Below are 24,447 nucleotides of genomic sequence, written 5' to 3' on the forward strand. Positions count from 1 at the left end.
GGGCACTGGAAGAAGATTTGGTCGACCAATCCGCTGGAACGGCTGAACAAGGAGATCAAGCGGCGCACCGACGTGGTCGGGGTCTTTCCCAACCCCGAAGCCCTGATGCGGCTGGCCGGCGCGGTGCTGGTGGAGGCCCACGACGAATGGCAGGTCTCCGACCGCCGCTACCTCGCCGAGGGCTCCATGGCCCTCCTCAACCGCCTCAAGCAGTCCGCCGAGGAGGTGGCGCAGCCGGCCCTGATCGCGTCATAGTCCGACCGCAGAAGCTCTCCGCGGCCGCGAGCTACACCACGCCCGGGGACATCACCCGCCGAGGTCGGCGGGTCCAACTGACCCAGCTCAAGAGGCTGCGTTGAGCCCGGCGTAGCCCTAGTCCCCGCATATCGCGCAGCGGCTCCGCCCCGGGGCCTTGGGGGCGGAGCCGCTGCGCGTGGCCCACTGTGCGGTCAGGCGGCTGCCAGCTCGACCGAGTGCCTCGTTGGGCACGTTCCGACAGGCCTGCTCCCACAGGCCAGCCAGGACCACGACGTAGCCGTCTTCGGGCGCGACCACTTCCGTGCGCCCCCCGGCAGGCTGTGCACCCGAGGAGGGTGGTGGTGACCACCAGCCTGCCCCACCGGGCCGACACGCATCCCGATCGGCCCGGTCGGCACAGCAGAGTTCTTCCACAGAGTTCTTCCACGACGACGCCCGCCCCTGGCTGCGGCACTCGACCAGGCCTTCGAGACCACCGCCGCGGCCGGAGACCACACTGCGACCACATCGGGTACCGACCACGCCCGCGGGCCCCTTCCGAGGGAAGAACCTGCAGGTCAGGTCGGTGGGCCCCGTGGGGATCGAACCCACAACCCGCGGATTAGAAGGAGTGGTCTCGCTGACCTGCACGGGTTCGGGTGTTTGTGCAGGTCAGCGTGAGACGAGGGCGAGTCGAGGTGACCCGGAATGACGCCCGGTCAATGGGAAACCGGGGGATAGAGGGGGACAGAGTGGGACAGAGTGGGATGCGGCGACTACCGGACCACCATCCACGTCCGCGAGGACTCGCCCTCTGCGCTCAGCACCCCCGGTGTGACGACACGCACACGCCAGACCCCTCGGCCAAGCCGCACCCGTCCGTAAGGTTCACGGCAGATCAACCGGCAGCACCACCCCCGCCAAGCCCGCTGGTGAACCGCCCCGGCGAGTCCGGAGACTCAGGGTTGTGAGACCCCGACCGTCTGCTGGGCAGGGTGTTGACCGTAGAAGACCTGCTCGTACTCGACCGGGGTCAGGTCGTGGCAGGCGGTGTGCAGCCGGCGGTTGTTGTGCCAGTCGACCCACTCCAGCGTCGCGAGCTCGACATCGTCGAGTCCCTTCCACGGTCCGCGGCGGTGGATCAGCTCGGTCTTGAACAGGCCGATGTGGGTCTCGGCCAACGCGTTGTCCAACGCGTCGCCGACCGTGCCGACGCTGGGTGCGGCGCCGGCGGCCACCAGCCGCTCGGTGAACGCAATGGAGATGTATTGCGACCCGGCGTCGTTGTGGCACACCAGCCCGGACAGGTCGGTCACGCCTGCTCGGCCGCGGGTCCAGATCGCCTGCTCGAGCGCATCGAGCACCAGCTCGGTCTTCATCGACCGGGCCGCCCGCCAGCCCAGGATGCGGCGGGAGTGGGCGTCGAGGACGAAGGCGACGTACACGGTGCCCGACCAGGTCGCGACGTAGGTGAAGTCAGCGACCCAGACGGCATCGGGACGGGCTTGGGAGAAGCGGCGTTGCACCAGATCGGCCGGGCGGGGTGCGGCCGGATCGGTGACTGTTGTGCGCCGTCGGGTGCCGCGGCGGGCGCCTTCCAGGCCGAGTTCGCGCATCAGCCGCTCCACGGTGCACCGGGCGACGCCGATGCCTTCACGGTTGAGCGCCAGCCAGGCCTTGCGGGCGCCGTAGACGCCGTAGTTCGCCTGATGGACTCGGGTGATCTCGGCTTTGAGCTGCTCGTCCCGAACCGCTCTCGACGAGGGCCGGTCGCGGGCGTCGTAGTAGGTGCTGGGGGCGATCGGCGTTCCGTGCTCGGTGAGCACCCGACAGATCGGCTCGACACCCCAGCGCAGCCCATCGTCGGTGCGCCGATCGGCGTGGGCTTCGATGAAGCTCACGAGGTCCGCTGTGGCCGGTCGAGCTCGGCCGCGAAGAAACCCGCCGCCGCCTTGAGGATCTCATTCGCCCGGCGCAGCTCGCGGTTCTCCGCCCGCAGCCGGCGCAGCTCGGCGGACTCCTCGCTGGTCACGCCGGGGCGGACACCGTCGTCGACCTCGGCCTTGCGGACCCACTTGCGCACCGTCTCGGTCGAGCCGATGCCAGCTTGGCCGCCACCGAGCGCATCGCCTCCCACTCGGTGGCGTGGTCCGGCCGGGACTCGGCGACCAGGCGCACCGCCCGCTCCCGCAGCTCCTGCGGATACCGGACGCTTCGATCTGCCACGACTCCATCCTCCTCAAGGACTGGAGTCTCCGGACTCGCCGGGGCGGTTCACTGGCGACGCTGCACAAACACGGTTGATGGTGTCCGTTACCTAAGCCGACACCCGGACGATTACGTAAGGCCAGCACGCGGGAAGGCCGAAGGCGTAGCAGGCCCCGGGAACCCACCCATTCACTTGGGGGGTTCCTTGTGGACTCCGCCTAGCTGTCCTAACCAGAGACGTTGTTGACCCCCGGCGCGGCGCCTTGATCACGAAGGAGACCTCCGGAAGGAGTGGCGGTGCTTGACGTCGCCGTGTCCAACCGGAGGTCTCCGTGGCCCACGCTAATGCCCGCACGACCGTGTTCGCCCGCACGCTGATCGTCGACCGTGTCCTGGCCGGTCACCGGCCCGGTGAAGTGGCCAAGCAGCTGGGGATCAGTCGGCAAACGGTCTACAAGTGGGTGCGCCGCTGGCGCGCCGAGGGCGAGGCCGGGCTGGCCGACCGCTCCTCGCGGCCGCACCGCATGCCCCGGCAGACCTCGCCGGAGACGGTCGCGGCGATCGTGGCCGCGCGCACCGAGCACCATGCCGGCCCGGTTCGGCTGGCGGCGATCCTGGGATTGGCGGCCTCCACGATCGGCGCGGTGCTCGCCCGCGCCGGGCTGCCGCGGCTGGCCGAGGTCGACCGGCTCACCGGCGAGCTGCTGCGCGGCCGGCGGCACAGCGACCGCCGCTACGAGCGCGAGCAGCCCGGCGAGTTGCTGCACGTCGACGTCAAGAAGCTCGGCCGAATTCCCGACGGCGGCGGCTGGCGCGTCCACGGCCGCTGTGAGGAGGTCCGCGGCCGCGGCCTGGGCTGGGACTACGTGCACGTCGCCATCGACGATCACACCCGGCTGGCCTACGCCGAGGTGCTGCCCGACGAGCGCACGACCACCTGCGCCGGCTTCCTGACCCGCGCGACCGCCTGGTTCGCCGCCCACGGCGTCACCCTCCGGCGGGTGCTGACCGACAACGCCAAGAGCTACCGCGTCGGCCAGGCCTGGATCGCCGTCTGCGCCCAGCTGGGCATCGGCCGCCGGTTCATCAAGCCCGGCCGGCCCTGGACCAACGGCAAGGCCGAACGGTTCAACCGCACCCTGCAGACCGAGTGGGCCTACGCCACCGCCTGGAGCTGCAACGACGAGCGCACCGCCGCCCTGGACAGCTGGCTGAACCACTACAACACTGCCCGCAGCCACTCCGCCCTCGGCGGCCGTCCACCGATCAGCCGACTCGCCGCGTGAACAACCTGTCTGGTCACGACACCTAGCCGAGCAGATGTGGCGTGCCCTTGCCGCCGAGCAGGTGGCCGCCCTGCTGGTCGAGGGTTGCGCGGCCACCGTCAAGCGTGCCGAGCGTGGACTCATCAACGACGACACCACGGCCGCCGACCTGTTCGCCACCGTGCTCGCAGAAGACGTCTTCGGCGGTCACCTGCCCATCAAGGTCGTGACCGTGCGGACCGAGGTGAAGCCCGACGCCAATGGTGGCCCGGTGCTTTACATCGTTCAGCCGAAGGCGGCAAAGAATGACGCGGGCATTCTGTCGACGAATCTCGAACTCACCTTCTACCGACCGCCGCTGTTCGCTCCGCTGGACGCCCACGCCATTCAGGAGGCATGCCGCGAACGGAACTACTCGGTAGACGTTGGCTTGTGGTCCAGCGTTGATCGGGGAGGTTTCTACGAAGACCCTGCACGAGTCAAGGTCTCCCGAATCTTCCCGACCGTGCCGATTCTGTCTCACGAAGCCGGCGACGTCGAGGTCGAGCTGTACGCCAATGCCGTGCGGAATCACCTGCGCAACGCTGTGACCTACTACGGAGAGCGCGAGGGTATCCGTCTGGCTGGCGAGGCTCCCGAGGGTCGAGCGAATGCCGAGACGGTTAGTCATCGCGTGGTCAGTCGCACGAATGCCAAGGGTGGGGACGTGCGGGTGACGGTGGAAACTGTCCACACCGTGAGGCCCGACGTCCTGTTGATGGGTCAGCCGGTCGCGGAAATGATGCGGGAGGCCATTCGCCAGCAGGTGGGGACGATGGCAAACAACATCGGACGAGTCGTGTCTATCGACCCCGTGGACGTGAAGGTTCCCGGCCTTCCCTCGTCCCGCTACGCCGACACGCGGCCGTTCGAGGTCACCGCACATTTCGGGATCATGTACCGGATCGGCTGACGGAAGCGATGCCCGGCGGGGTTGCCCTGAGAAGCGACCCCGCCGGGCACCCCGGAGCGGGGGGCAGGAAGCGGCTGAGAGTCGATCTGAAGCCCGTCTCAGCATTGTCGGGCATCTCGAACTACCCCAGTAGCTCGCACGGACATTTCTGAAGCGGCTGGAAATCTCCTAGTTGACTCTGGAATGGTGGCAACTAGGCGGCTGCTAAGGACTGCCGATCTCCGAAATGGCGCGCAGGGGGTCATACCCCCGAGGGTCTAGGTTTCGTCCGGCCGTCCGACTGTCTCTGTCCGGCCGATGTCGGCGCGTGCCGTCGTCCCTCTGCGCTGTCACCGCGCCTGTCCTCCGTGTCTGTCCTCCGTGTCTGTCGTCTCTGCGTCTCTGTCTCTGTGCCTGTCTCTGCGTCTCTGTCTGTCCTCTGTCGTCCCGTGTCTCTGTCCTCTGTCTGTCCCTCGTGATGAGTCGACGGAGCCGACCCAGCGGACCGACCTAGCGGCCGGTCTCCCCCGTTCACCCCTTGTGCTCCCCCCTTATGACTCCCCCTGTGGCGTCCCCGGCGGGGTGCCCGCGAGCGTCCCGACACCCCCTGTGCAGCGGGCAGGGGGCCAGACCCGCAGGGCAGGGCGGTAAGGGGTAGACGCGAAGCCCACGAAGCCCTATAACCATCCCCCGCTTTGACTGCTACGGTCATGCACGACCGAGCTACCAGGGGGCCGACAGAAAGGCAGGTACCGAACCGTGCCGCGACAGCGGATGGAACTGGGCGCATGGGGCCACATCGCGCTGACCCCATACGTCTACGACGAGAACGGCAAGCGCCGCCCCATGCCCGACGGTGCTCGGAAGGCCGACACGTGGCGGGCACGGACGAAGGTCCGCGACCTGGACGGCAAGGTCCGCGACGTCGAGCGGTGGGAGCCTACGAAGCCAGCGGCTCGGACGGCCCTGCTGGCTCACCTGCGAGAGCGGGTCACCCCTTCGGCCGCCGATGCGATCCTGACGCCGACCACGCTGGTCAAGGACGCCGCCGAGGTCTGGCGCGCCGAGATGCAGGACAACGACAGGTTGGCCGTGAACACGCGGACGGTCTATGAGTCCTCGCTGCGGAAGCACGTCATTGGTGGCGCGCTGGCTGACCTGACCCTCCGCGAGGTCAAGGTGGCCGGGATTGAGCGGTGGCTCAAGGGCATCGGCAGGGCCAGCGGAGCATCCGCGATGAAGACGGCCCGGTCCGTCCTGAGCGGCGTGCTCACTCTGGCCGTCAAGCACGACGCCATCCCCCACAACCCCGTGCGCGACGTCGGCCACGTCTCCGTTCCGGCCAGGGAGACGGAGCGCGACCCCCACCGGGCGTTCACAGAGGACGAGCGGGCGGCGTTGCTGGCGTTCGCGGACGCCGACGAGACGGCCCGTCGTCGCGACCTGCCCGACCTGTTGGCGTTCATGGCGGGCACCGGCGCACGCATCGGGGAAGCTTGCGGCCTTCGCTGGTCAGCCCTGGCCCTGGACGCGGGGACGGCCACCCTGGGGCCTCTGCCCGTCCGCGTGCCGGGGAAGGGCCTCATGCTCCAAGAACGCGGCAAGACCAAGACCAGCACGCGAACGGTCGCTCTGCCGCCGTGGCTGGTGTCGCGTCTGCTGGCCCGGAAGGTCAACGCCGTGCCGAACGATTGGGACGTCGTGTTCTGCTCCGCTCTGGGGAAGCTCCGGGACACGTCGAACACGACCAAGCACGTCCGCGAACTGCTGGACGCCGCCGGGTTTGAGTGGGCGGTCGGCCACACCTTCCGTAAGACGGTGGCGACGTGGCTGGACGAGGCGGGCCTGTCCGGTCGGCAGGCGGCCAACCAGCTTGGTCACGCCAAGCCGAGCATGACGATGGACCGGTACATGAGCCGTCGGACCGTGACCGAGCAGGCAGCATTCATCCTCTGATCCATTTGCCGCGTCCGGCGGCGGTCGCCCTGAAGGCGGCTTCGACCGACCGGCGTCGCCCGGCCCCCGCAGCGAAGAACGCGCGCTGGCGCCAGGTTCTTCGACGAGAACCCCGCGTCAGCCCACGCCGTTCGGAAGCCGAGACGCCCTGAAGGGCCGCTTAAGCGGCCGCGCATCCGATACGAGCACCGCGCCGACATCCCACCGTGAGCTACTTCAGCTTCCTGCCCCCTGATCTGCTACCGCCACCTGCTCGCACTGTGAAACTTGTTCCTACCCGGCGCGTGAGTCGGACGGCAGGCGCATCGCGGCGTCGGCTCGACGGTCACGCCGCCTTCTTATCGTAGGTCGACCGGAACACCGCGTCCGTCAGCCAGGACTTGAAGTCCGGGTTGTCGACGAACTGCTTGAACAGCTGTGTCTCGTCGCGAAGCATGCCCTGCATGACCTTGGCCAAGGCGGCGGTCAAGGCGAGCTTGGCGTTGTCGGCGTCGTTGTTGGCGCGGGCGTTGGCGTAGTCCTGGTCCGCGAGGACCTTCTCGGGAATCTCGGTGGTGATTCGGTCCCGGATGCGGTCGGCGTCGTCCCAGTTGATGTTCCCGAACAGGTCATTGAACTGGTTGAGGATTTCCGACAGGCGCTCCAGCTCGGGGTCGATGCCATGGCCACCGCCCCCGGTCGGGACAGGCTCCAGCTGTCCCTCAGCATCGGCGAGCGCGATAGCGACTTCCTCCCGCTTCTCGATGCGGTAGGAGTCCATGTCGATGGTCTCGAGGATGCCGGCCGACAGGTCGGTCTCCTTGGGCGCCGGGAGCTTAGGGATGAGCAGGCCGAGGAAGATCGACAGCTTCTCCCAACCGACGTTGCTGAACGGCAGAACGAGTGAGAGGAATGAGTAGGTCCGGACGAACGCCTTGGCCTGGCTCTTGAATTCGATCTGCTCGTCCTCGTCGAGTTGCTCGGCATACTCGACGGCACAGTGGTCGAGGATCGGGTCGAGCTGGGACCGGTCGACGTTCTCGTCGAGGAACAGCGCGACGAAGCGGTCGACGTCCTCATCGGTGTACACACCGACGCGGGCGAGTGCCCCCTGCAGGTCGTGCAGCTTGTCCGGATCGGTCTCCCCGGCGAGGACCGTGGTGCGGTAATACGGTTCGAACGCGGCACGGATCTCGTCGGCGGTGTTGGCGAAGTCGAGCACCGCGGTGTCAGTCTTGCCGGGCCGCGCGCGGTTGAGCCGCGAGAGTGTCTGCACGGCGAGCACGCTCGACAGCGGCTTGTCGACGTACATCGTGTGCAGCAGCGGCTCGTCGTAGCCGGTCTGGTACTTGTCCGCTACCACGAGAATCCGATACGGGTCCTCTTGAATCCGGTCGGGGATCTCCTTGCCCGAGAAGCCGTTGTAGTCGGCCTCAGTGACCCTCTTGCCGTCCCGCTCGAAATCGGAGAACGCGACGATGGCCTTGTACGGGCTGCCGCGCTCGACGAGGTAGTCGCGGATCGCCTCGTAGTAGTCGATCGCACGCGCGATTGTCTTGGTAACGACCATCGCGCGAGCCTTGCCGCCAATCTTGTGCTTGCCGATCACCTGGGCGTGAAAGTGGTCGACCATGATCTCCGCCTTCTTGCGGATCGCGGTCTCGTGCCCTTCGACGTAGGCGCGCAGCTTCTTCGATGCCTTCGCCGCATCGAACTCCGGGTCGTCCTCGACTGTCTTGACGAGCTTGTAGTAGCTCTCGACGGGCACGTAGCCCTGCAAGACGTCGAGGATGAACCCCTCTTGGATTGCCTGCTTCATCGTGTACGAGTGGAACGGCCGCTTGCCCACCTCGCCCGGCACCGCGTCGCCGAAGAGTTCGAGCGTCTTGTTTTTCGGGGTTGCGGTGAACGCGAAGTAGGAGGCGTTCGCCGGCAGCTTCTTCTGCTCGACCATCCGCAGCAGCATGTCCTCCGCCGATTCTTCCTCGCCTTGCGCGCCCTCGGCGGACAGAGATCCGGAGAGCGCAGCCGCCGCTTTGCCCGTCTGCGAGGAGTGCGCCTCGTCGATGATCACGGCGAACTTCCGGTTGCGGTGCTCGGCTCCCAGGCTCCCAACGATGTACGGAAACTTTTGGACCGTCGTAATGATTATCCGCTTGCCAGCTTCGATCGCGTTCTTCAGATCGCTGGAATGTTCAGCGTGTGCGACCGTCGACCCGACCTGGGTGAACGACTTGATCGTCTCCTTGATCTGACCGTCCAAAACACGCCGGTCAGTTACGACTAGCACCGAGTCGATAGCGTTCGAGCCGTCGTGCTTCGCCTCGATCAGCTGCTGCGCTAGCCATGCGATCGAGTTCGACTTTCCGGATCCGGCCGAGTGCTGAATCAAGTACCTGCGCCCGACACCGTTCTCCGAGATGTCGGCGAGCAGTTGACGGACAACGTCGAGCTGGTGGTAGCGCGGGAAGATCGTCTTTTGGGATTTCCTGCCCGTCTTCGCGTCCTTCGTCGTGGTGACCTGAGCAAAGCCCTCGATGATGTCCGCCAGCGAAGACGGCGCGAGGATCTGCCGCCACAGGTAGTCCGTCATCAGCCCGTCGGTATTCGGCGGGTTCCCCGCCCCGTCCTGGTAGCCCTTGTCGAACGGCAGGAACCACGATTTTGGGCCGGCAAGCTCAGCGCAAAACCTCACGCGCTTGTCGTCGACCGCGAAGTGCGCCATGCACCTACGAGGCGCGAGGAGCAACTCCCTGGGGTCCCGGTGCACCTGGTACTGCGCGATCGCGTCCGCCACCGTCTGCTTGGTGATGGAGTTCTTGACCTCGAATGTCGCCACTGCCAAACCGTTGACGAACGCGACAAGGTCAAGCGACCTCCCAGTGTCGACTGCGGAGTAGTGGACCTGCCTGGTCACCACCCACCGGTTCGCGTCATGGCGGGCAGCGGCCATCGTGTTGCCTTGCGTGGGCCTTGGATAGTAGAAGTCAATATGCGGAACAGCTCCGTGGCCGAATCCATGCCGTAGCACATGCACAACGCCATGCTTCGTGACTTCACCTTGCAACTTGGCGAGGAACTTCGTGCGCGCCGGGCTATCCGACTCCCAGTCTTCCCCTAGACCTACCGCCTCGGCGACTGCTGGCTGAGTGTCCAGAAGAAAGGCAGCGAGGTGCTTCAAGTCGAGCGCGTAGCTCGGGTTGAAGTCCGACGCGACGCCCTGCGTCCAGCCAACCTCGACCATCTGCTGGACGATGACGGCCTCCAGGCTCGCCTCATCCATCGCGGCCGGCTTCATGCGCCCTCCTCTTGGTCACCCAGGACTTCATCCGAACCTTCATCGTCGAACAACTCCACTGGTTGCTCGAACAGTTCAGCCGTATCCGTCCGTGGCAACCTGGCAGCGATTCGCCGCACATCCACCCGCCCGGTCACGACGTCCGCGGTGAGCCGACCTCGAAACTCCCTCAGGAGTTCAATCTCCTGCTTCGTGCGGGAAAGCGCCGCGTCGGTCGTCGATAGGCTAGCTTCGAGCTGTTCGACGATGGCTTGTTGTTCACGAAGAGGCGGCGTGGGCACCAGTGCATTACGGAGGTATGGCCAATGAAGGGTCCTCTGGATGCTGCCCACGCCCTTCGATGAGACCACGTACTGATCGACCATCGCCGATGACGTGAACAGGTAGCCCGCATACTTGCTGTCGAACGCATCCGACAACTTGGCCACGACGTAGGCCGGACTGACAATCCCGCGTAGACGTGAGACACCGACAGACCCACGCCACGCCTGCTGATTGTTCATCACAAGGTCGCCGGGGGTGACGAGCTGATAAGCGGACAGGTCGATACTCGGTGCGTGGACTCGCTTGCCACCCTCCTCGTAGGGTATGACACCCTTTCCGAGGTACACCGAGAGGAGGCGCTCCTGCTGATGTTCGGGCCTTTGCACCGGAGTCGCGACATGCCTAAAGCGCTGCAGCCGCCAATGAGAAGGGATCGGCCCTAAGAACGGGTTCTCCGAGTCCGTCATCGGTGCATCCGGAGCAAGCCCCTCGGTGACGGCCCGGTTGACGACGGTCCGCTTCTGCTGTTCCAGGAGGGCGACGAGTCGGCGATTGGCGACGATCGCCTTGGTGATCCGCTTATGGGCGTGCGCGAGGTATGTGACTATCGACTGCTGCTCATCCAACGAAGGAAGTGGGATCGCGGTCCCGAGAAGGTCATCCGCCCGGATCGTCTTCCTCAGGCCGGTGTAGAGCGGGCGTAGTAGCTTCCGATCGTCGAGCGAGGCGAAGAGCAGTTCGAGGAACTGCGGGAGCGTGCCAGGGAGTACCTCGAAGCGGGTGTAGGCAGCGGTAATCATCCCGCGATGGGGAGCGATGCCAACGGTCCGGGGAGTCTCGTCGATGTCGAATAGACAGAACACGAGGTCATTGCGCTCCACGGTCTGGTACGACGCGAAAGAGGCCGGAACCTTGCCCTCAAGATTGTTTATATCGCGCGAGACGATGCCTCGCTTTGTGAGAGCCAGCAGCTCGGTAGCATTCCACGCGTCACCAACCAAGTCCTTGGACTCGCGCATCAGCCGCTTGAGCCGAACCAGGGGCCAATCTGTCGGCGCATAGGGAAGCCAAGGAATCTCAGTGGGCGCCAGACTTTCACGGGTCTGCAGCTCCTGGAACATCAGCGGGCAATCTGCGCAATGAGATTGTCCGACTCGGCCGCAAGAGCCCGGATGTCGGCGCGGATCTCGTCGAGGGTGCGCATGGGTGTGGGCTTGTAGAAGTGCCTATTGAAGCTGATCTCGTAGCCGATCTTGGTCTTCGACTCGTCGATCCAGGCGTCGGGGGCGTGTGGAAGGACCTCGCGGCGGAAGAACGCCTCGATCCCGTCACGCCAATCACCAGCGGACTCCAGCAGCGGAATCTGCTCGAAGTCCTTGAGCTGTCCGTCCGGAACGTAGGAGACGACCCGGGTCGCGCCGCGAAACTCGGTCTTGAACAGCCCGTGGAACGGGTCGGGCTCAGTGTCCTTGGCGTGGACCTTGGCGATGACGGGCGCTGCGTCCGGGTCACGCTTGGCGCCGTCCTTGAGCAGCTTGTTAATCTGGGCCGTGGTGTAGATCGCGTTGGGGTCGAGGCCGGCCAGCCGTAGTGGCCGCTCGACCTGGACCTTGGAGTACCCGAACTCTGCGTTGAGGAACACCTTGGAGTGCTCGGCATCGTCGCCCGATTGCTCGAAGTGGAGGAAGGCTTCAACCACCCGCTCGATGTCGTCAGGCCCCAGCTCACGGCTCTTGTTGCCAAAGTTCTTGCGGAGGGGCGTGTACCACTCGGTGGAGTCAATAAGCTGGACCTTGCCCTTGCGGTGCTCGGGCTTGCGGTTGGTAAGCACCCACACGTACGTGGCGATGCCAGTGTTGTAGAACATATTCAGCGGCAGTGCGATGATCGCTTCGAGCCAGTCGTTCTCGATGATGTAGCGGCGAATGTTCGACTCGCCCTGGCCCGCGTCGCCGGTGAAGAGCGAGGATCCGTTGTGGACTTCAGCGATGCGGCTCCCCAGCGGGGTGTTCTTCTTCATCTTCGAGACCATGTTGGCCAAGAACAGCATCTGACCGTCGCTGGACCGGGTAATGAGGCTGAACCTGGGATCGCCGTCGTGGTCGATGAGGAAGCGTGGGTCGATGATCTCCTTCTTGCCGCCCATGCGCTGCTGGTCGGTGGCCCAGCTCTTGCCATAGGGCGGGTTCGAAAGCATAAAGTCGAAGGTCTTGCCCTGGTAGGCGTCGTTCGAGAGCGTCGAGTGCTCGGGGCCGCCGACGAGCCCGTCGGCGTTCGCGCCCTCGCCTTTGAGCAGGAGGTCCGCGACAGCGATCGCGTAGGTCTCGGCGTTGATCTCCTGGCCGAACAGGTTGGTGACGATCCGCTTGCCACTCCTCTTGGCGAGCCCCTGAAGGGTCTCCTCCGCGACGGTGAGCATCCCGCCGGTACCCATGGCGCCGTCGTACAGGGTGTAGGTCCCGTCTGGGATCTCGTCGGCGATGGGGTCGAAAATGAGCCTGGTCATCAGGCGCACGGCGTCACGCGGCGTCCAGTGTTCGCCAGCTTCTTCATTGTTCGCCTCGTTGAAGCGGCGCACGAGTTCCTCGAAAACGGTGCCCATGGCGTGGTTGTCGAGGCCAGCCGGGCTGAGGTCGATGGCCGGGTCGAGAAACTTCTCAATTAGAGCGCCGAGGGCGTCGGCCTTGATGAGCTTGGGGATCTGCTGGCGCACCTCGAAGTTGTCGATAATTCGCTGAACGTTGGGGCTGAACCCGTCCAGGTACGCCATGAAGTCCTGTTGAAGTCGCGCCTGCGAGGACCGGCCGCGCAGCTCGCGCATCGTGAATGGAGAGGTGTTCCAGAACGCCTGCCCGGCCTCCGCACGGAGCGCCTGGTCCTGCTCGACGATCTCGGCGTCGTCAAGGACCTTCTTAAGGTCCAGGACCTTCCTCTTAGTGGGCTCAAGCACGGCGTCAAGGCGGCGCAGCACGGTGAAGGGCAGGATGACGTCGCGGTACTTGCCGCGGACGTACAGGTCGCGCAGGACGTCGTCAGCGATGCCCCAGATGAATGAGGTGATCTTCTGGACATTGGCGGCGGGGCTCATTCTGCGGTTCCTTCAGTGTTGGTGCTGGTCAGGTAAATGTTGTAGCGGGGTGCGCCGAGGTAGGCGGTTCGAACGGTAGCGGCGCCCGACAGTCGAGAAGCAAGTTGCTCAACCTGATCGACCGCCGGAAGGGCTAGCACGATGCGCCGCTGCGTTCCCCCAGCCGCCGTCAGCAGGTCACCCCAGAGCTGCCGACCAGCGGCGGGCAGCTGGTTTCAGGCGATGCCAGGTCCTGAGCACTAACACGCTTCCGGCCAGGGCTGCCCGGTCCTCGACCGGTCGCCGGCCGGGATGCCGGACGCGGCGGTGGTTGGGCAGAGCAAGTAGCGGAGCGATCTGCTCCTGGTACGAGCTCCTCAAACACCGACTCCAGGGTCGCCACCACCGGCCGAGAGTCGTAGCAGGCGCGCCGACGTCATCCAGAAACGGTCTCTCAGGGCGCCCGGTCGCTGCTTCACTTTCCGGACGGGTCCTGGTGCCACTGTCATGCGGTGCCCGGTTGAGGTGCCCCTAAGTGGGCCGCTTAGGGACACGCCGGGACCGCTACGGTGCTGCACCGACAGTGCGAGGTTTCGCGGTACTGGGCCGTAGCGCGGACCAATCCGGGGGATAACCGGGGGAGCGGCCCGATCGGCCGCACGGCCGCCAGCGCCCCTGATTAGGATAAGCGCTGGTCAGGGGCCGGTTGGAGGTGGGCCCCGTGGGGATCGAACCCACAACCCGCGGATTAAAAGTCCGCTGCTCTGCCAGTTGAGCTAGAGGCCCGGCACCAGCGCGAGGCTACCCGGGCGGGACGGCTGTTCAGAGCACGTCGAGGAGCAGCAGCACCAGCAGGGTCAGCAGCGCGGAGACGGCCAGCGAGCCCAGGCAGCCGAGCCGGCTGGAGAAGAGGAAGAACACGGACCCCCGGGTGCCCCCACGAGGCGCCGGTGAACCGCGATCTCACGGTGCGTGGCGCAGCCCACGGACGGATCACCTGGTCAGGTGATCGCTTGAGGGGCTCAAGTCACCTAGCGTCACTGCCGTCCGGCGATCGATCCCGGACCCCGTGCTCCGGCCCGGCCGCTGCGTTCCCCCCGCGGCGGTCGGGCCGGACTCCGTCTCGCCGCTCAGCACACCCGGTCGAGCAGGTCCCAGAACAGCTCCTGCTGTGCGGCGTCCACGGGCAGCGGCACCGCCACCGGCTCGGCCTCCCCCACCGCGACCGACAGCGGGAAGAGGAACGGCTGCTTGGTCTCGGCCAGCACGTGCGGCTCGCAGGACGCCGGGGTGAACGCCACCTCCGCGCTCGCCAGCTCCTCCCCCGGCTCCAGCACCAGCGGCAGCCCCTCGACGGCGACGTCCAGGACGACGCTGCGCCGGGCGTCGAGCACCGTGACGGCGCGGTCGTCGTCCCCGGCCCGGGTCAGGACGACGGTGCCGGTGACCGCGTCGCCCGCCGCGGTCAGCCCGGTCAGGCCGACGTCGGCGACGGCCCGCACCCCGGCGACCGCGCACTCCTCGCGGTGCACGACGTCCAGGTCGTCCCCGGCCAGCGGCACCCGCAGCTCCTCCACCGTGCCGTCGGGCCGCGTCACGGTCAGCCGCGCGGCCGGCGGACCGGCCGGAGCGGCGCAGTCCGGCGCGCCGTAGGCGGTGCGCAGGGCGATCGTCCGGCCGGGCTCGAGGACGGCGCTCAGCGCGGTCGGCGGCAGCGGCGCGAAACCCGGCGCGTCGATCCCCACCGCGGTCACCGTGAACGGCTGCTCGCCGGTGTCGGTGACGCGCACGTGCACCTGACCGGGGACGGGCACGTCGGTGCGCTGGCGCACCACCTCGGCCTCGATGCCGGGCACGGGCGGCAGGGCCGGCGCCGCGGACGTCGACGACGGAGGAGCCGCCTCGCCCCCACCGTCCGTCCCGCCGCAGCCGGCGCAGAGCAGTGCGAGGGCCAGGGCCGCCGTCCGCCGCACGCCCTGCAGGGTAGGGACGGCGGCGCCGCCCGGGACCCCTACCGGTCGCGGCCGGGCAGCCGGGCCATGACCCGGCCGGCCTGCATGCGGATCTCCAGCTTGTCCTGCGGGTTGGCCGCCGGACCGCGCCGCGGCTGGCCGTCCTCGAGGTCGAACGCCGAGCCGTGCCACGGGCACACCAGGCAGTCGGTGCCGCGCACCTGCTCGACCGACCCCTCGTGGAGCGGGCCCGACAGGTGCGAGCAGGCCCCGACGAAGGCGTCCACCCGCGCCCCCCGGCGGACGACGGCCAGAGGGACGTCGACGCTGCCGCCCTTGCCCGTGCGCAGGGCCGGCCGGCCCTCGGGCAGGTCGTCGAGCGGGCCGAGGTCGATCCAGTCCGAGCTCAGCGCGCGGGCCGCGGTCGCGGCGTGCGAGGCGCCCGAGGACTGGGCGTAGGACATGTGCCCGCCGACCGCCGCCGACCCGGTCGCGATGCCCAGGCCGGCGTAGGAGAGCACCCGGCCCAGCCCACCGCGGCCCTGGGCGCGGGCGACCAGCGAGCCGATGTAGAGGCCGAGCGCGACGGTGTTGCCGGCGGCGTGCAGCAGGCCCAGCCGCCGGACGCCGATGCCCTGCTCCGACCAGTCGGCCGCGCCGGACATCGCCGCCGGGACGGCGACGGCGACGCCGGTGCCGATGAGGACGGTGGCGGCCGGACGCAGCGGGGGGATCGCGTCGAGCAGGCCGGCCGACGTCCAGCTGCCGACCGGGACCTGCACCAGGACCGGGTGCAGGGGGTGCCCCAGCCACGTGCCGTGCAGCAGGTCCCTGAGGGCCTGCGGCCTGAGCACGGCCTGCACGGCGCGCTGGGCCGGGCCGATCGCCTTGTCGAAGGTCGCCTTGTCTGCGACCCGGTCGAGGATCCCCATGAGGCTCATGGCGGCGTCCTACCCCTGTCGACCGCGGACGATGCCGCCCTGGCCTGCGGTGATGGGGAGCTGCCGGACCGTCACGGCCACGCCGGGCGCGCGACACGTGGTGATCAACTCCACAGCGGGAGTGTCGGCTCCCAGGGGAATAACGACTGGCGCACAGCCGATCCCCAGGTGGAAGCTACAGAACGTAGTGGTGCCGGTAGAGGAGACGTCGTGACCTGCCCGTCGCTGTTGACCCGCCGCCCGGCGGTCGGCGACGCCGTGGACAGCGCCGTCACCTGGCTGCGCGCCGAGGACACGCTGGCCCAGTTCGCCCGGTTCGTCCTCGTCGGCGTCTCCACCACGCTGGTGTACGCGCTGCTGTTCAGCGTGCTGGAGCGACTGGGCTACCTGCCGGCGCACGTCGCGGCCACCGCGGTGTCGACGCTGCTGGCCAACGAGATGCACCGGCGGCTGACCTTCCACGCCGGCGAGCGGGTGCACTGGCTCACCGCCCAGCTCGAGGCCGGCGGCATCACGGTCATCGGCCTGCTGCTCACCAGCACCTCGCTCGGCGTCCTGAACTCGCTGGTCCCCGAGGCCAGCGTCGCCACCCAGGTCGCGCTCGTCGTCGCGGTGACCGGCCTGGTCGGGCTGATGCGGTTCATCGCCCTGCGCTGGTTGTTCCGCCCGCGGGCGACGACCGCCTGACGGTGTCGCCGCGTCGCGTTTGAGCGGCGCCGGAGTCGAGCACACCCCTCCTGGACGGTTGAACGCGCAACCAGAACGGAGGGCTCCGTGCCCAACATCGCTGTCGTCTACTACTCGTCGACCGGGAACACCCACCAGCTCGCCGCCGCCGTCGCCGACGGCGCCCGCGAGGCCGGGGCCGAGGTGCGCCTGCGCCGCGTGCGCGAGCTCGCGCCGCAGGAGGCGATCGACTCCAACCCGCTGTGGCGGGCGCACGTGGACACCACCGCCGGCGAGGTCGAGGAGGCCACCCCGGCGGACATGGAGTGGGCCGACGGGTACGCCCTCGGGACGCCCACCCGCTTCGGCACGCCCGCCGCCCAGATGAAGCAGTTCATCGACACCCTCGGCGGGCTGTGGTTCACCGGGAAGCTGGCCAACAAGGGCGCGACCGCCTTCACCAGCGCCCAGAACGTCCACGGCGGCAACGAGTCGACGATCCTCACGCTGTTCAACGTCTTCTCGCACTTCGGCGCCGTCATCGTGCCGCCCGGCTACACCGACCCGCTGTTGTTCGAGGCCGGCGGCAACCCCTACGGCGTCTCCAACGCCTCGGGCGGCAAGTCCGCCACCGCCAGCGAGGCCGAGCTGGCCGCCGCCCGCTACCAGGGCCGCCGGCTCGCCGAGGTGACCGCCAAGCTTGTCGCGTGACGGTCGCGTGACGGCGGCGTCGCCCCGGCCCACCGGGGCGGCGCCGGCCCCGGCCGCGGCTAGGTTGACGGGGGTGACCGAGCCGACCACCGCCAGGCGCGCGGGTCTGCGCGCGGTCGCCCGCGGGGCGGGCCGGTGGGCGGTCCGGCTGGCCGTCGTCCTGGCCGGCGCGTGGCTCGGCATCCTGCTGCTCGGCCGGGTGTCCGCCCCGATCGGCCCGTTCGACGCCACGGTGGCGTTCCGCCCGTTCGGCGGCGGTGCCGCCCTCGACATCCCCCCGCTCGGCGCGCTGCAGGTCGACGCGTACGACGGGCCGCTGCGGCTGGAGATCGAGCTCAGCCGGGTCGACGAGATCCGGGCGACGCAGCTGGCCACCGACCCCACGCGGCTGGACGGCGTCGTCGACCAGGTGAGCGCCGACCTGCGGGACGCCGTCGAGCGGGTGGCGTGGCTGACCGCGCTGGCCGCCGTCGGCGGCGCGACGGCGGCGTCCCTGCTGGTGCTGCGCCGCCGCCGGGAACCGCTGATCGCGCTGGGGGTGTCCACCGCCCTCGTCGCCGCGACCGGCGGCGTCGCCGCGGCCACCTGGCGCCCCGAGGCGCTGTCCCAGCCCACGTACACCGGGCTGCTGGTCAACGCCAACAGCCTGATCGGCAGCGCGCAGGACATCGTGGCCAGGTTCGACGCCTACCGCGCCTCGCTCGAGGACCTGGTCTCCAACGTGAGCACGCTGTACTCGACGCTGTCCACGCTGCCCCCGCCGGGCGGCGCCGACGACAGCGTGGCGCTGTTGCACGTCTCCGACCTGCACCTCAACCCCGCCGGCTTCGACCTCGTGCAGCAGGTGGCCGCCCAGTTCGACGTGGACGGCGTCCTCGACACCGGGGACATCACCGACTGGGGCAGCCAGCCGGAGAACGGCCTGATCAGCCGGGTCGGCACGCTCGGCGTCCCCTACGTCTTCATCCGCGGCAACCACGACTCCACGCTCACCGCCCAGCTGGTCGCCGCCCAGCCGAACGCGACCGTGCTGGACGACTCGGCCGTCACGGTCGCCGGGATCGAGGTCGTCGGGACCCCGGACCCCCGCTTCACGCCCGACCCGGGGACCGACGACGGCGCCGAGACGCTGGAGGCGAGCGGCGCGGGCCTCGCGGACCTCGTCCGGACGCTGCCGCAGCCACCGGCGATCGCGATGGTGCACGACCCCGAGCAGGCCCCGCCGCTGGACGGCGTCGTCCCGCTGGTGCTGGCCGGGCACACCCACGAGCGGGAGGTCACCCGGCTCGACGGGGGCACCCTGTTGATGGTCCAGGGCTCGACCGGCGGAGCGGGGCTGCGCGCCCTGCAGGGCGAGTTCCCCGAGCCGCTCACCTGCACGGTGCTCTACCTCGACCCGCGGACCGGCGCGCTGACCGCTTACGACGAGATCACCCTCGGCGGGCTGGGGCAGACGGAGGTGACCATCGAGCGCGAGGTCGTCCCCGCCGCACCCCCTGCCGTCGGGGACGGGGCCGGCGGGACCGGCCTCGACGGGGACGGCGGCCCGCGCGCTCCGGCACCGACACCCGCCCCGGTGCCGGCCTCCCCGACGGGGTGACCCGGCCGACCTACCCTCGGCTCATGTCCTCGACGACGTCGCGTGCCGCCCGGCTGGCTGCCGGGGCCCTCGCCGGTGGCCTCACGCTGCTGCCGCTGACCGCCTGCTCGTTCGGCTCGGACACCCTCTCCTGCAGCGCCAGCGAGTGCTCGGTGACCCTGACCGGCAGCGACGCCCAGGTCGAGATCCTCGGGACGACGCTGTCCTTCGGCGGCGTCCAGGACGGCCGGGCCACCCTCAGCGTGGGCAACGCCAGCGTGTCCTGCGCCCAGGGCGAGACCGTGACCGCCGGCCCCCTGTCGCTGACCTGCACCACCGTCGAGGCCGACTCCGTGGAGCTGACCGCCTCGCTGGGCTGAGCAGCCGACCCGCGCTCAGACGAGCCTGGCGTGTCCCGCTGCGGCCTCGTCCAGAGGCTCGCCGCGAGCCCCTGACGGCCCCCGTGCAGGGCCCGCCGCGAGCCTGCGAGCGGCGGGAGGGGTCCTTCACGAGGAGGACGGGGTCCTCCCTCAGCCGAGGTCGGCGACCTCGACGACCACGCGGGTGGGGTCCTCGAGCGCGTAGACGCGGAACGGCGCCTCGCCCGTCGTCCCGACGACCGCCACCGAGGTGCCCTCGAAGGTCGCGTCCCAGGCGACCTCGGTGACCGTCTGCGTGCCGTTGCCCGGCAACGGGTCCGGGCCGGCCCACTCCTCGACGCCGGTGTCGAACGGGTAGCCCGCGCCGGTGATCGTCACCTGCAGGACGGCCTCGCCCGCGACCTCGACCGGGTCGCCCGTGCCCTGCGAGTACGCCTGGTCGACGTAGCGGACGTCCCAGCCCGGCGTGCCGGTGCCGCCCAGCTCGAGGACGACCCGGTCGTAGCCGTCCTGCCGGCCGGTGCGGATCTCGCTCACGGTGACCTGGGCGTCGGCCGACGCCTCCCGCGTGACCGGCTGCGTGTCCCCCTCGAACGGGGGCGCGTCGGCGGTCGTCTCCGCTGCCTCGGCGGTGGTCGGCGCGGCGGGTGCGCTGCTCGGGGAGGACACCTCGCCCGTGCTGGCGGACGGCGACGTGGCGGGGTCGCCGCTGCCGCAGGCGGCCAGCAGCGCGACGGCGAGCAGGAGGGAGGGGCTGACGGCGGCGCGGCGGATCACCCGCTGAGGGTGACAGCCGGGCGCCGCTGCGCCCGCGACCGCGCCACCGTGTCGCGCTCCCCGGGTCCACCCGGCCGCTGGCCCGTTGCCGATCACGGGGTCGTCGCAGGCGACACGCCGCCCGAGGCGGCACCGGGCCCGTGATCGACAGCTGCCGGCCGGAGAGGCCGTCAGCGGGTCGTTCGGGAGGGCGTGGCGAGGGCCACGGGACCCCCGCGTCAGGGGCTCCCCGCGGAGCATGTAGAGTTCTCGCTGCCCCCGGCGAACACGAGCCCCCATCGTCTAGCGGTCCAGGACGCCGCCCTTTCAAGGCGGTAGCACGGGTTCGAACCCCGTTGGGGGCACGGCACCACCAGAAGTACCAGCAAGGCCCTGTAGCGCAGTTGGTTAGCGCGCCGCCCTGTCACGGCGGAGGTCGCGGGTTCGAGTCCCGTCAGGGTCGCTCTCCGGTGGAGACACCGGGAGGGGCAGGTAGCTCAGTCGGTACGAGCGCTCGCCTGAAAAGCGAGAGGTCGGCGGTTCGACCCCGCCCCTGCCCACACCATCCTCCTGCAGCCCCGCCGCTCCGGCCGGGCAGACTGCCGCGGTGACCCCGCTCCCCGCCACGCTCCGCACGGGCAGCAGGACCGTCGGCCTGCGCCGCGCGACGGCGGACGACGTCCCCGCCCTCGTGGCCCTGCTGACCGACGACCCGCTCGGCCGCGACCGGGAGTCCCCCGACCTCGGGCCCTACCGCCGGGCCTTCGCCGCCGTCGACGCCGACCCCGCCCAGCTGCTGCTCGCCGTGACGCACGGGCCGGACGTCGTCGGCACCGCCCAGCTCACCGAGATCCCCGGCCTCTCCCGCGGCGGGACGACGCGGCTGCAGGTCGAGGCGGTGCGGGTGCGGGCCGACCTGCGTGGGCAGGGCGTCGGCGCGGCGCTGTTGACCTGGGCCGTCGAGGAGGCCCGCCGGCGCGGCTGCGGACTGGTCCAGCTCACCACCGACACCCGCCGCGCGGAGGCGCACCGCTTCTACGAGCGGCTCGGGTTCACCGCCTCGCACGTCGGGTTCAAGCTGCAGCTCTGACCGGCCTCAGCGGGCGCGGTCGGCGACCACCTGGACGTACACCTGCGCGTGCACGGCCCGGACGGCGGCCCGCTGCTCGACCCGCCACCCCCGGTCGGCCGGCCGTGGCGCCGGCCGGGTGAGCGCCGCGGCGACGGCGGCGTCCAGGGAGACCGGGTCCAGGCCGCGCTCCTCGTCGTTGTCGTAGGGGACGACGTCGGACCACTGGTCGGCGAACCACCCGCAGCTGGGCGCCACCACCCGCGTGCCGACGTCGCGGCAGACCTCCAGCTCCCGCGAGTGGGTGCCGCAGGACTGGGGCAGGACGACGGCGTGCAGCTCCTGCAGCTGCGCGGCCCACGAGTCGACCTTCCGCGGCAGGAACTCCAGGCTGTCCCCGGCGGCGAATACCGGTGGCGGCTCCACGCCGTCGTCGAGGAACACCCGCAGCCGCCCACCGCCGTTGACGGCGCCGGACAGCGCGGCCCGGACCAGCAGCGCCGGGTCGGGCAGGGCGGGGCACGGCGCCGTGAGGGCCAGGCCGACCAGGCCGCGCTCGGCGCCCAGCCCGGGCACCGGCTCGGCGATCGAGGGGTGCGCCACGACGATCGCCGTCCGGCCGAACCGCGCGGCGATCTCGTCGGCCGCCCCGGGGGTCAGCGTGAGCACCACCTCGGCCGTCGCCAGCAACGCCTGCAGGTGGGCGTCGTGCCGGCGCCGGGTCGGCTGCTCGGGGTCCCGCAGCTGGTGCACGGTCAGCACCAGCGGGACGCCGGTGCGCCGGACCGTCTCCACCCAGCTGACCACCTCGTCCTCGGGCAGGTGCCCGTAGCCGGAGTGCAGGTGCACCACGTCGACGCCGTCCGCGTGGGCCGCGAGGTAGGCCGGGTCCAGCCACGGGCTGGGGTCCTGCCCCGGACCCACCCGGACGACCCCCTCCGGCAGGACGGCGTCGACGTAGGGGTCGGCGTACGGGATGGTCACCAGCCGGGTCCCGGCAGCTGCCGGGGGGTCGGCGTCGTTCACGCGGTGCTTCTCCTCCTGCCGCCGCGCACTGCGACGGGCAGGAGCGGGACCGAGACGGACGGGTACCGGTCGCACTACCCGCCGGCACTCCGCCCAACCGAGTGGTGACGGGGAGTACCCGAACGGGGGTCAGGCGAAGTCGGCCGGGGTGAACTCCCGGCGCTCGACGAGCACCAGCCAGTTGCCGGACACGTCGCGCATCACGGCCTCGACGCCGTAGGGACGCTCCGCCGGCTCCTGCAGGAAGGTCACGCCCTTGGCCGACAGCTCCTCGTACGTCCTCCGGCAGTCGTCGACCGCCAGACCCAGCCCACCCATGGAGCCCTTCTCCAGCTGGCCGCGGACGAAGGCGGCGGCGTCCTCGTCCAGCGGCGGACCGGGGGTCATCAGGGTGACCTCGAGCTCGGGCTGGCTGGGGTGGGCGATGGTGACCCAGCGGAACCCCTCGCCCATGGTGATGTCGGTGCGGGCCTCGAAGCCGAGGACGTCGACGTAGAACTCCTTGGCCCGGTCCTGGTCGAGGCAGTAGACGGTGACCAGCGAGATGTTGGTGATCATGGCGTCGACCCTATGGACGGCGACCGGTGCCGCGCTTCTCCCCGATTGCTCGACCCGGACCCGTCGTCCCGCCGAGGTCGACCACGCCGCGCATGAACAGGAAGCAGCCGGGCACGTGCGGCGCACCGCGGGCGGCCCAGCGGTCCCGGTAGGCGACCGGCGACTCCCCGGTCAGCGCCCGGAACCGGGTGGAGAAGGAGCCGAGGCTGGCGTAGCCCACGGCCGTGCAGACCTCGGTCACGGTCAGGTTGGCCGAGCGGAGCAGGTCCTGGGCCCGCTCGATCCGCCGCCGGGTGAGGTAGCGGATCGGCGTCTCCCCGAAGGCCGCTTCGAAGGAGCGGACGAAGTGGTACTTCGAGACCCCGGCCACCCGCGCCAGCCGGTCGAGGTCCAGGTCGTCGGCGAAGTGCCGGTCGACGTGGTCGCGCGCCCGGCGCAGGTGCACCGTCAGGTCGGGCGGGCGCCCGCGGGCCGCCGTCGCCGTCACGCGTCCCGGCCCTCTCGCGCGGCCGCGTAGGCGGGTGCGCGGAACCGGGCCATCGGCCCGTCCGGGACCAGGCCCGGCGGCGGGTGGCGGACGGCGTCGAAGCGGAGGTCGGGGTCGACCTCGGGCACCGGGGCGAGCAGCCGCAGCCGGGCGAACGGCTGCCAGTCCCCCGCCCCCCGCGCCGCGGCCAGCGTGAAGGCCAACCGGCCGCTGCGGGCTGCCGCGGCGACCGGCCCGGGCTCCGCGGTCACCGGCGCGGCCCCGGGCTCGGGCAGCGCCGCCAGGAACACCGGCCCGGCGGGAGTGCGGTAACCCATGATCGAGCAGTAGACCGCCGCGGCGTCCCACCGGGGCACCGGCACCCAGCGGGTGAGCCGGCCCCGTCCCGTCGTGGACAGGAGCAGGTCCACGGGGCCGTCCGGACCCGGGAGCCGGACGGCGAGGCCCAGCAGGTCCGGCAGCGGCGTGGGCAGCCCCGCACCGCGGGAGAGCCGGACCAGCGCCGCCTCGTGCCCGCCGCCGGCCAGCCAGGGCACGTCCCACCCAGCCGGTCCGCCCGTGCGCTCCAGCACGGCGTCGAGCACCGCGCCGCGCGGGTGCATCGGCTTGCCGCGGCGCCAGCGGGCGAGCGCCCCCAGCGGGACGGCGACGGCTCGGCCGGCGGTGCGGGGCAGGTCGGTCACGGGCGTCCTCCTGTGGTCGGGTGGGACCCCCCTACCCAGCGAGGCGGAGGAGCCCCGTACCCGGGATGGCGGGCCCGCGTCCAGCTGCGGCGATCCGCCTGGGGCGGGCGGGACGGGAGCGACGGGCTCGTCAGATCCTGTCCGAGTTCGCGTCGAACTCCGGTGGAGATCCGCCACGTGACACAGAAGGCTCGTCTGCCTACGTTGAGTACATGCTCACGACGCTCCTGGTGATCGCTGGTGTCCTCCTCGGACTCGTCGGCCTGCTCGCCCTGATCGTGAGCCTGAGCGCCCGCCCGGCCACCCGTCCCTCCGGCGGGTGGGTCGCCGACACCGGCCGCGGGCACCCCGACGTCTGGTCCGCGCCGGCGAACCCTGCGACCTCGGAGCTGCCCACCGCCCGCTGAGGGCCCCCCGTCCGCCGTCCCGGCGGC

20 protein-coding genes, 4 tRNA genes and 2 pseudogenes are annotated in these 24,447 nt (G+C 70.0%); 13 read left to right on the plus strand and 13 right to left on the minus strand.

Annotated features, from left to right (window positions below; translation table 11 throughout):
• Window positions 1-255: transposase (locus BLS21_RS23580; RefSeq protein ID WP_175479727.1), on the plus strand; the 255-nt coding region annotated here is incomplete at its 5' end.
• 941 nt (window positions 256-1,196) lie between these two features.
• Here the strand turns inward: BLS21_RS23580 and BLS21_RS23585 are convergent.
• Window positions 1,197-2,463: pseudogene (locus BLS21_RS23585) on the minus strand (IS3 family transposase).
• 314 nt (window positions 2,464-2,777) lie between these two features.
• On the opposite strand from BLS21_RS23585, the gene BLS21_RS23590 reads away from it, so the two are divergent.
• From BLS21_RS23590 to BLS21_RS23600, 3 genes are all read left to right on the plus strand, one after another.
• Window positions 2,778-3,731: an IS481 family transposase gene (locus BLS21_RS23590; protein ID WP_091224232.1), complete on the plus strand. Its 954-nt coding sequence runs from the start codon at window positions 2,778-2,780 to the stop codon at window positions 3,729-3,731.
• 61 nt (window positions 3,732-3,792) lie between these two features.
• On the plus strand, window positions 3,793-4,662 hold the full coding sequence (locus BLS21_RS23595) for a hypothetical protein (protein WP_139177271.1): 870 nt from the start codon (window positions 3,793-3,795) through the stop codon (window positions 4,660-4,662).
• Window positions 4,663-5,415: 753 nt separating this feature from the next.
• Window positions 5,416-6,597 (plus strand): tyrosine-type recombinase/integrase, encoded by a 1,182-nt coding sequence (locus BLS21_RS23600; protein WP_091224236.1) that lies wholly within the window; start codon window positions 5,416-5,418, stop codon window positions 6,595-6,597.
• 325 nt (window positions 6,598-6,922) lie between these two features.
• Here BLS21_RS23600 and BLS21_RS23605 read toward each other — a convergent pair whose 3' ends face one another.
• The 7 genes and pseudogenes from BLS21_RS23605 to BLS21_RS23630 all read right to left on the minus strand — a co-directional run bounded on the left by BLS21_RS23605 (window position 6,923) and on the right by BLS21_RS23630 (window position 16,098).
• Window positions 6,923-9,874, minus strand: a complete 2,952-nt coding sequence (locus tag BLS21_RS23605; RefSeq protein WP_091224238.1) for a type I restriction endonuclease subunit R — start codon at window positions 9,872-9,874, stop codon at window positions 6,923-6,925.
• Complete coding sequence (locus tag BLS21_RS23610; protein WP_091224240.1) at window positions 9,871-11,259, minus strand: restriction endonuclease subunit S; 1,389 nt, start codon at window positions 11,257-11,259, stop codon at window positions 9,871-9,873. The genes BLS21_RS23605 and BLS21_RS23610 overlap by 4 nt, the downstream gene beginning before the upstream one ends.
• Entirely contained in the window at window positions 11,259-13,226 is a 1,968-nt protein-coding gene (locus BLS21_RS23615) for a type I restriction-modification system subunit M (protein ID WP_091224242.1), read from the minus strand. Before BLS21_RS23615 ends, BLS21_RS23610 begins: the two co-directional genes overlap by 1 nt.
• Before the next feature lie 172 nt (window positions 13,227-13,398).
• A pseudogene (locus BLS21_RS26085) lies at window positions 13,399-13,586 on the minus strand (hypothetical protein); the annotation flags it as partial.
• A gap of 332 nt (window positions 13,587-13,918) precedes the next feature.
• A tRNA-Lys gene (locus BLS21_RS23620) sits at window positions 13,919-13,991 on the minus strand.
• Between the two features lie 344 nt (window positions 13,992-14,335).
• Complete coding sequence (locus BLS21_RS23625; RefSeq protein WP_091224244.1) at window positions 14,336-15,178, minus strand: hypothetical protein; 843 nt, start codon at window positions 15,176-15,178, stop codon at window positions 14,336-14,338.
• A 38-nt stretch (window positions 15,179-15,216) separates the two neighbouring features.
• The gene (locus BLS21_RS23630) at window positions 15,217-16,098 is read right to left on the minus strand and encodes a Rieske (2Fe-2S) protein (RefSeq protein ID WP_091224247.1); all 882 of its coding nucleotides are present in this window, start codon (window positions 16,096-16,098) and stop codon (window positions 15,217-15,219) included.
• A gap of 210 nt (window positions 16,099-16,308) precedes the next feature.
• Between BLS21_RS23630 and BLS21_RS23635 the strand changes: the two genes are divergently transcribed.
• From BLS21_RS23635 to BLS21_RS23650, 4 genes are all read left to right on the plus strand, one after another.
• Window positions 16,309-16,785: a GtrA family protein gene (locus BLS21_RS23635; protein ID WP_091224248.1), complete on the plus strand. Its 477-nt coding sequence runs from the start codon at window positions 16,309-16,311 to the stop codon at window positions 16,783-16,785.
• Window positions 16,786-16,872: 87 nt separating this feature from the next.
• Window positions 16,873-17,475, plus strand: a complete 603-nt coding sequence (wrbA, locus tag BLS21_RS23640) for an NAD(P)H:quinone oxidoreductase (RefSeq protein ID WP_217636257.1) — start codon at window positions 16,873-16,875, stop codon at window positions 17,473-17,475.
• A 73-nt stretch (window positions 17,476-17,548) separates the two neighbouring features.
• The gene (locus BLS21_RS23645; RefSeq protein ID WP_091224250.1) at window positions 17,549-19,075 is read left to right on the plus strand and encodes a metallophosphoesterase; all 1,527 of its coding nucleotides are present in this window, start codon (window positions 17,549-17,551) and stop codon (window positions 19,073-19,075) included.
• A 23-nt stretch (window positions 19,076-19,098) separates the two neighbouring features.
• On the plus strand, window positions 19,099-19,434 hold the full coding sequence (locus BLS21_RS23650) for a hypothetical protein (RefSeq protein WP_091224291.1): 336 nt from the start codon (window positions 19,099-19,101) through the stop codon (window positions 19,432-19,434).
• Window positions 19,435-19,584: 150 nt separating this feature from the next.
• Here BLS21_RS23650 and BLS21_RS23655 read toward each other — a convergent pair whose 3' ends face one another.
• A complete protein-coding gene (locus BLS21_RS23655; RefSeq protein ID WP_091224252.1) occupies window positions 19,585-20,211 on the minus strand; it encodes an AMIN-like domain-containing (lipo)protein in 627 nt (208 codons plus the stop codon).
• A 271-nt stretch (window positions 20,212-20,482) separates the two neighbouring features.
• On the opposite strand from BLS21_RS23655, the gene BLS21_RS23660 reads away from it, so the two are divergent.
• The 4 genes from BLS21_RS23660 (at window position 20,483) to BLS21_RS23675 (ending at window position 21,280) form a co-directional block, all read left to right on the plus strand.
• Window positions 20,483-20,555, plus strand: a tRNA-Glu gene (locus BLS21_RS23660).
• A 24-nt stretch (window positions 20,556-20,579) separates the two neighbouring features.
• A tRNA-Asp gene (locus BLS21_RS23665) sits at window positions 20,580-20,653 on the plus strand.
• Between the two features lie 23 nt (window positions 20,654-20,676).
• Window positions 20,677-20,750 (plus strand) — tRNA-Phe (locus tag BLS21_RS23670).
• Window positions 20,751-20,797: 47 nt separating this feature from the next.
• A complete protein-coding gene (locus tag BLS21_RS23675) occupies window positions 20,798-21,280 on the plus strand; it encodes a GNAT family N-acetyltransferase (RefSeq protein ID WP_091224254.1) in 483 nt (160 codons plus the stop codon).
• A gap of 6 nt (window positions 21,281-21,286) precedes the next feature.
• On the opposite strand, the gene BLS21_RS23680 is transcribed toward BLS21_RS23675, so the two are convergent.
• The 4 genes from BLS21_RS23680 to BLS21_RS23695 all read right to left on the minus strand — a co-directional run bounded on the left by BLS21_RS23680 (window position 21,287) and on the right by BLS21_RS23695 (window position 24,013).
• The gene (locus BLS21_RS23680) at window positions 21,287-22,285 is read right to left on the minus strand and encodes a glycosyltransferase (RefSeq protein ID WP_091224256.1); all 999 of its coding nucleotides are present in this window, start codon (window positions 22,283-22,285) and stop codon (window positions 21,287-21,289) included.
• Between the two features lie 129 nt (window positions 22,286-22,414).
• A complete protein-coding gene (locus BLS21_RS23685) occupies window positions 22,415-22,843 on the minus strand; it encodes a VOC family protein (protein WP_091224258.1) in 429 nt (142 codons plus the stop codon).
• A 10-nt stretch (window positions 22,844-22,853) separates the two neighbouring features.
• Window positions 22,854-23,330 (minus strand): helix-turn-helix domain-containing protein, encoded by a 477-nt coding sequence (locus tag BLS21_RS23690; protein ID WP_091224260.1) that lies wholly within the window; start codon window positions 23,328-23,330, stop codon window positions 22,854-22,856.
• On the minus strand, window positions 23,327-24,013 hold the full coding sequence (locus BLS21_RS23695; protein ID WP_091224262.1) for a phosphodiesterase: 687 nt from the start codon (window positions 24,011-24,013) through the stop codon (window positions 23,327-23,329). Before BLS21_RS23695 ends, BLS21_RS23690 begins: the two co-directional genes overlap by 4 nt.
• 212 nt (window positions 24,014-24,225) lie before the next feature.
• Between BLS21_RS23695 and BLS21_RS23700 the strand changes: the two genes are divergently transcribed.
• Window positions 24,226-24,420, plus strand: coding sequence for a hypothetical protein (locus BLS21_RS23700; protein ID WP_091224264.1), 195 nt, complete (start codon window positions 24,226-24,228; stop codon window positions 24,418-24,420).
• The last annotated feature ends 27 nt before the right edge of the window (window positions 24,421-24,447 follow it).

Origin of the sequence: Geodermatophilus siccatus (assembly GCF_900103785.1) — a bacterium.
GTDB classification, from domain to species: Bacteria; Actinomycetota; Actinomycetes; order Mycobacteriales; family Geodermatophilaceae; genus Geodermatophilus; species Geodermatophilus siccatus.

Excerpts from the sequence above, each read along its gene's own strand:
- BLS21_RS23600 (WP_091224236.1), top strand. The coding sequence starts at position 5,416 with ATGGAACTGGGCGCATGGGGCCACATCGCGCTGACCCCATACGTCTAC.
- BLS21_RS23605 (WP_091224238.1), bottom strand. The coding sequence starts at position 9,874 with ATGAAGCCGGCCGCGATGGATGAGGCGAGCCTGGAGGCCGTCATCGTC.
- BLS21_RS23610 (WP_091224240.1), bottom strand. The coding sequence starts at position 11,259 with ATGTTCCAGGAGCTGCAGACCCGTGAAAGTCTGGCGCCCACTGAGATT.
- BLS21_RS23615 (WP_091224242.1), bottom strand. The coding sequence starts at position 13,226 with ATGAGCCCCGCCGCCAATGTCCAGAAGATCACCTCATTCATCTGGGGC.
- BLS21_RS23630 (WP_091224247.1), bottom strand. The coding sequence starts at position 16,098 with ATGAGCCTCATGGGGATCCTCGACCGGGTCGCAGACAAGGCGACCTTC.
- BLS21_RS23650 (WP_091224291.1), top strand. The coding sequence starts at position 19,099 with ATGTCCTCGACGACGTCGCGTGCCGCCCGGCTGGCTGCCGGGGCCCTC.
- BLS21_RS23685 (WP_091224258.1), bottom strand. The coding sequence starts at position 22,843 with ATGATCACCAACATCTCGCTGGTCACCGTCTACTGCCTCGACCAGGAC.
- BLS21_RS23700 (WP_091224264.1), top strand. The coding sequence starts at position 24,226 with ATGCTCACGACGCTCCTGGTGATCGCTGGTGTCCTCCTCGGACTCGTC.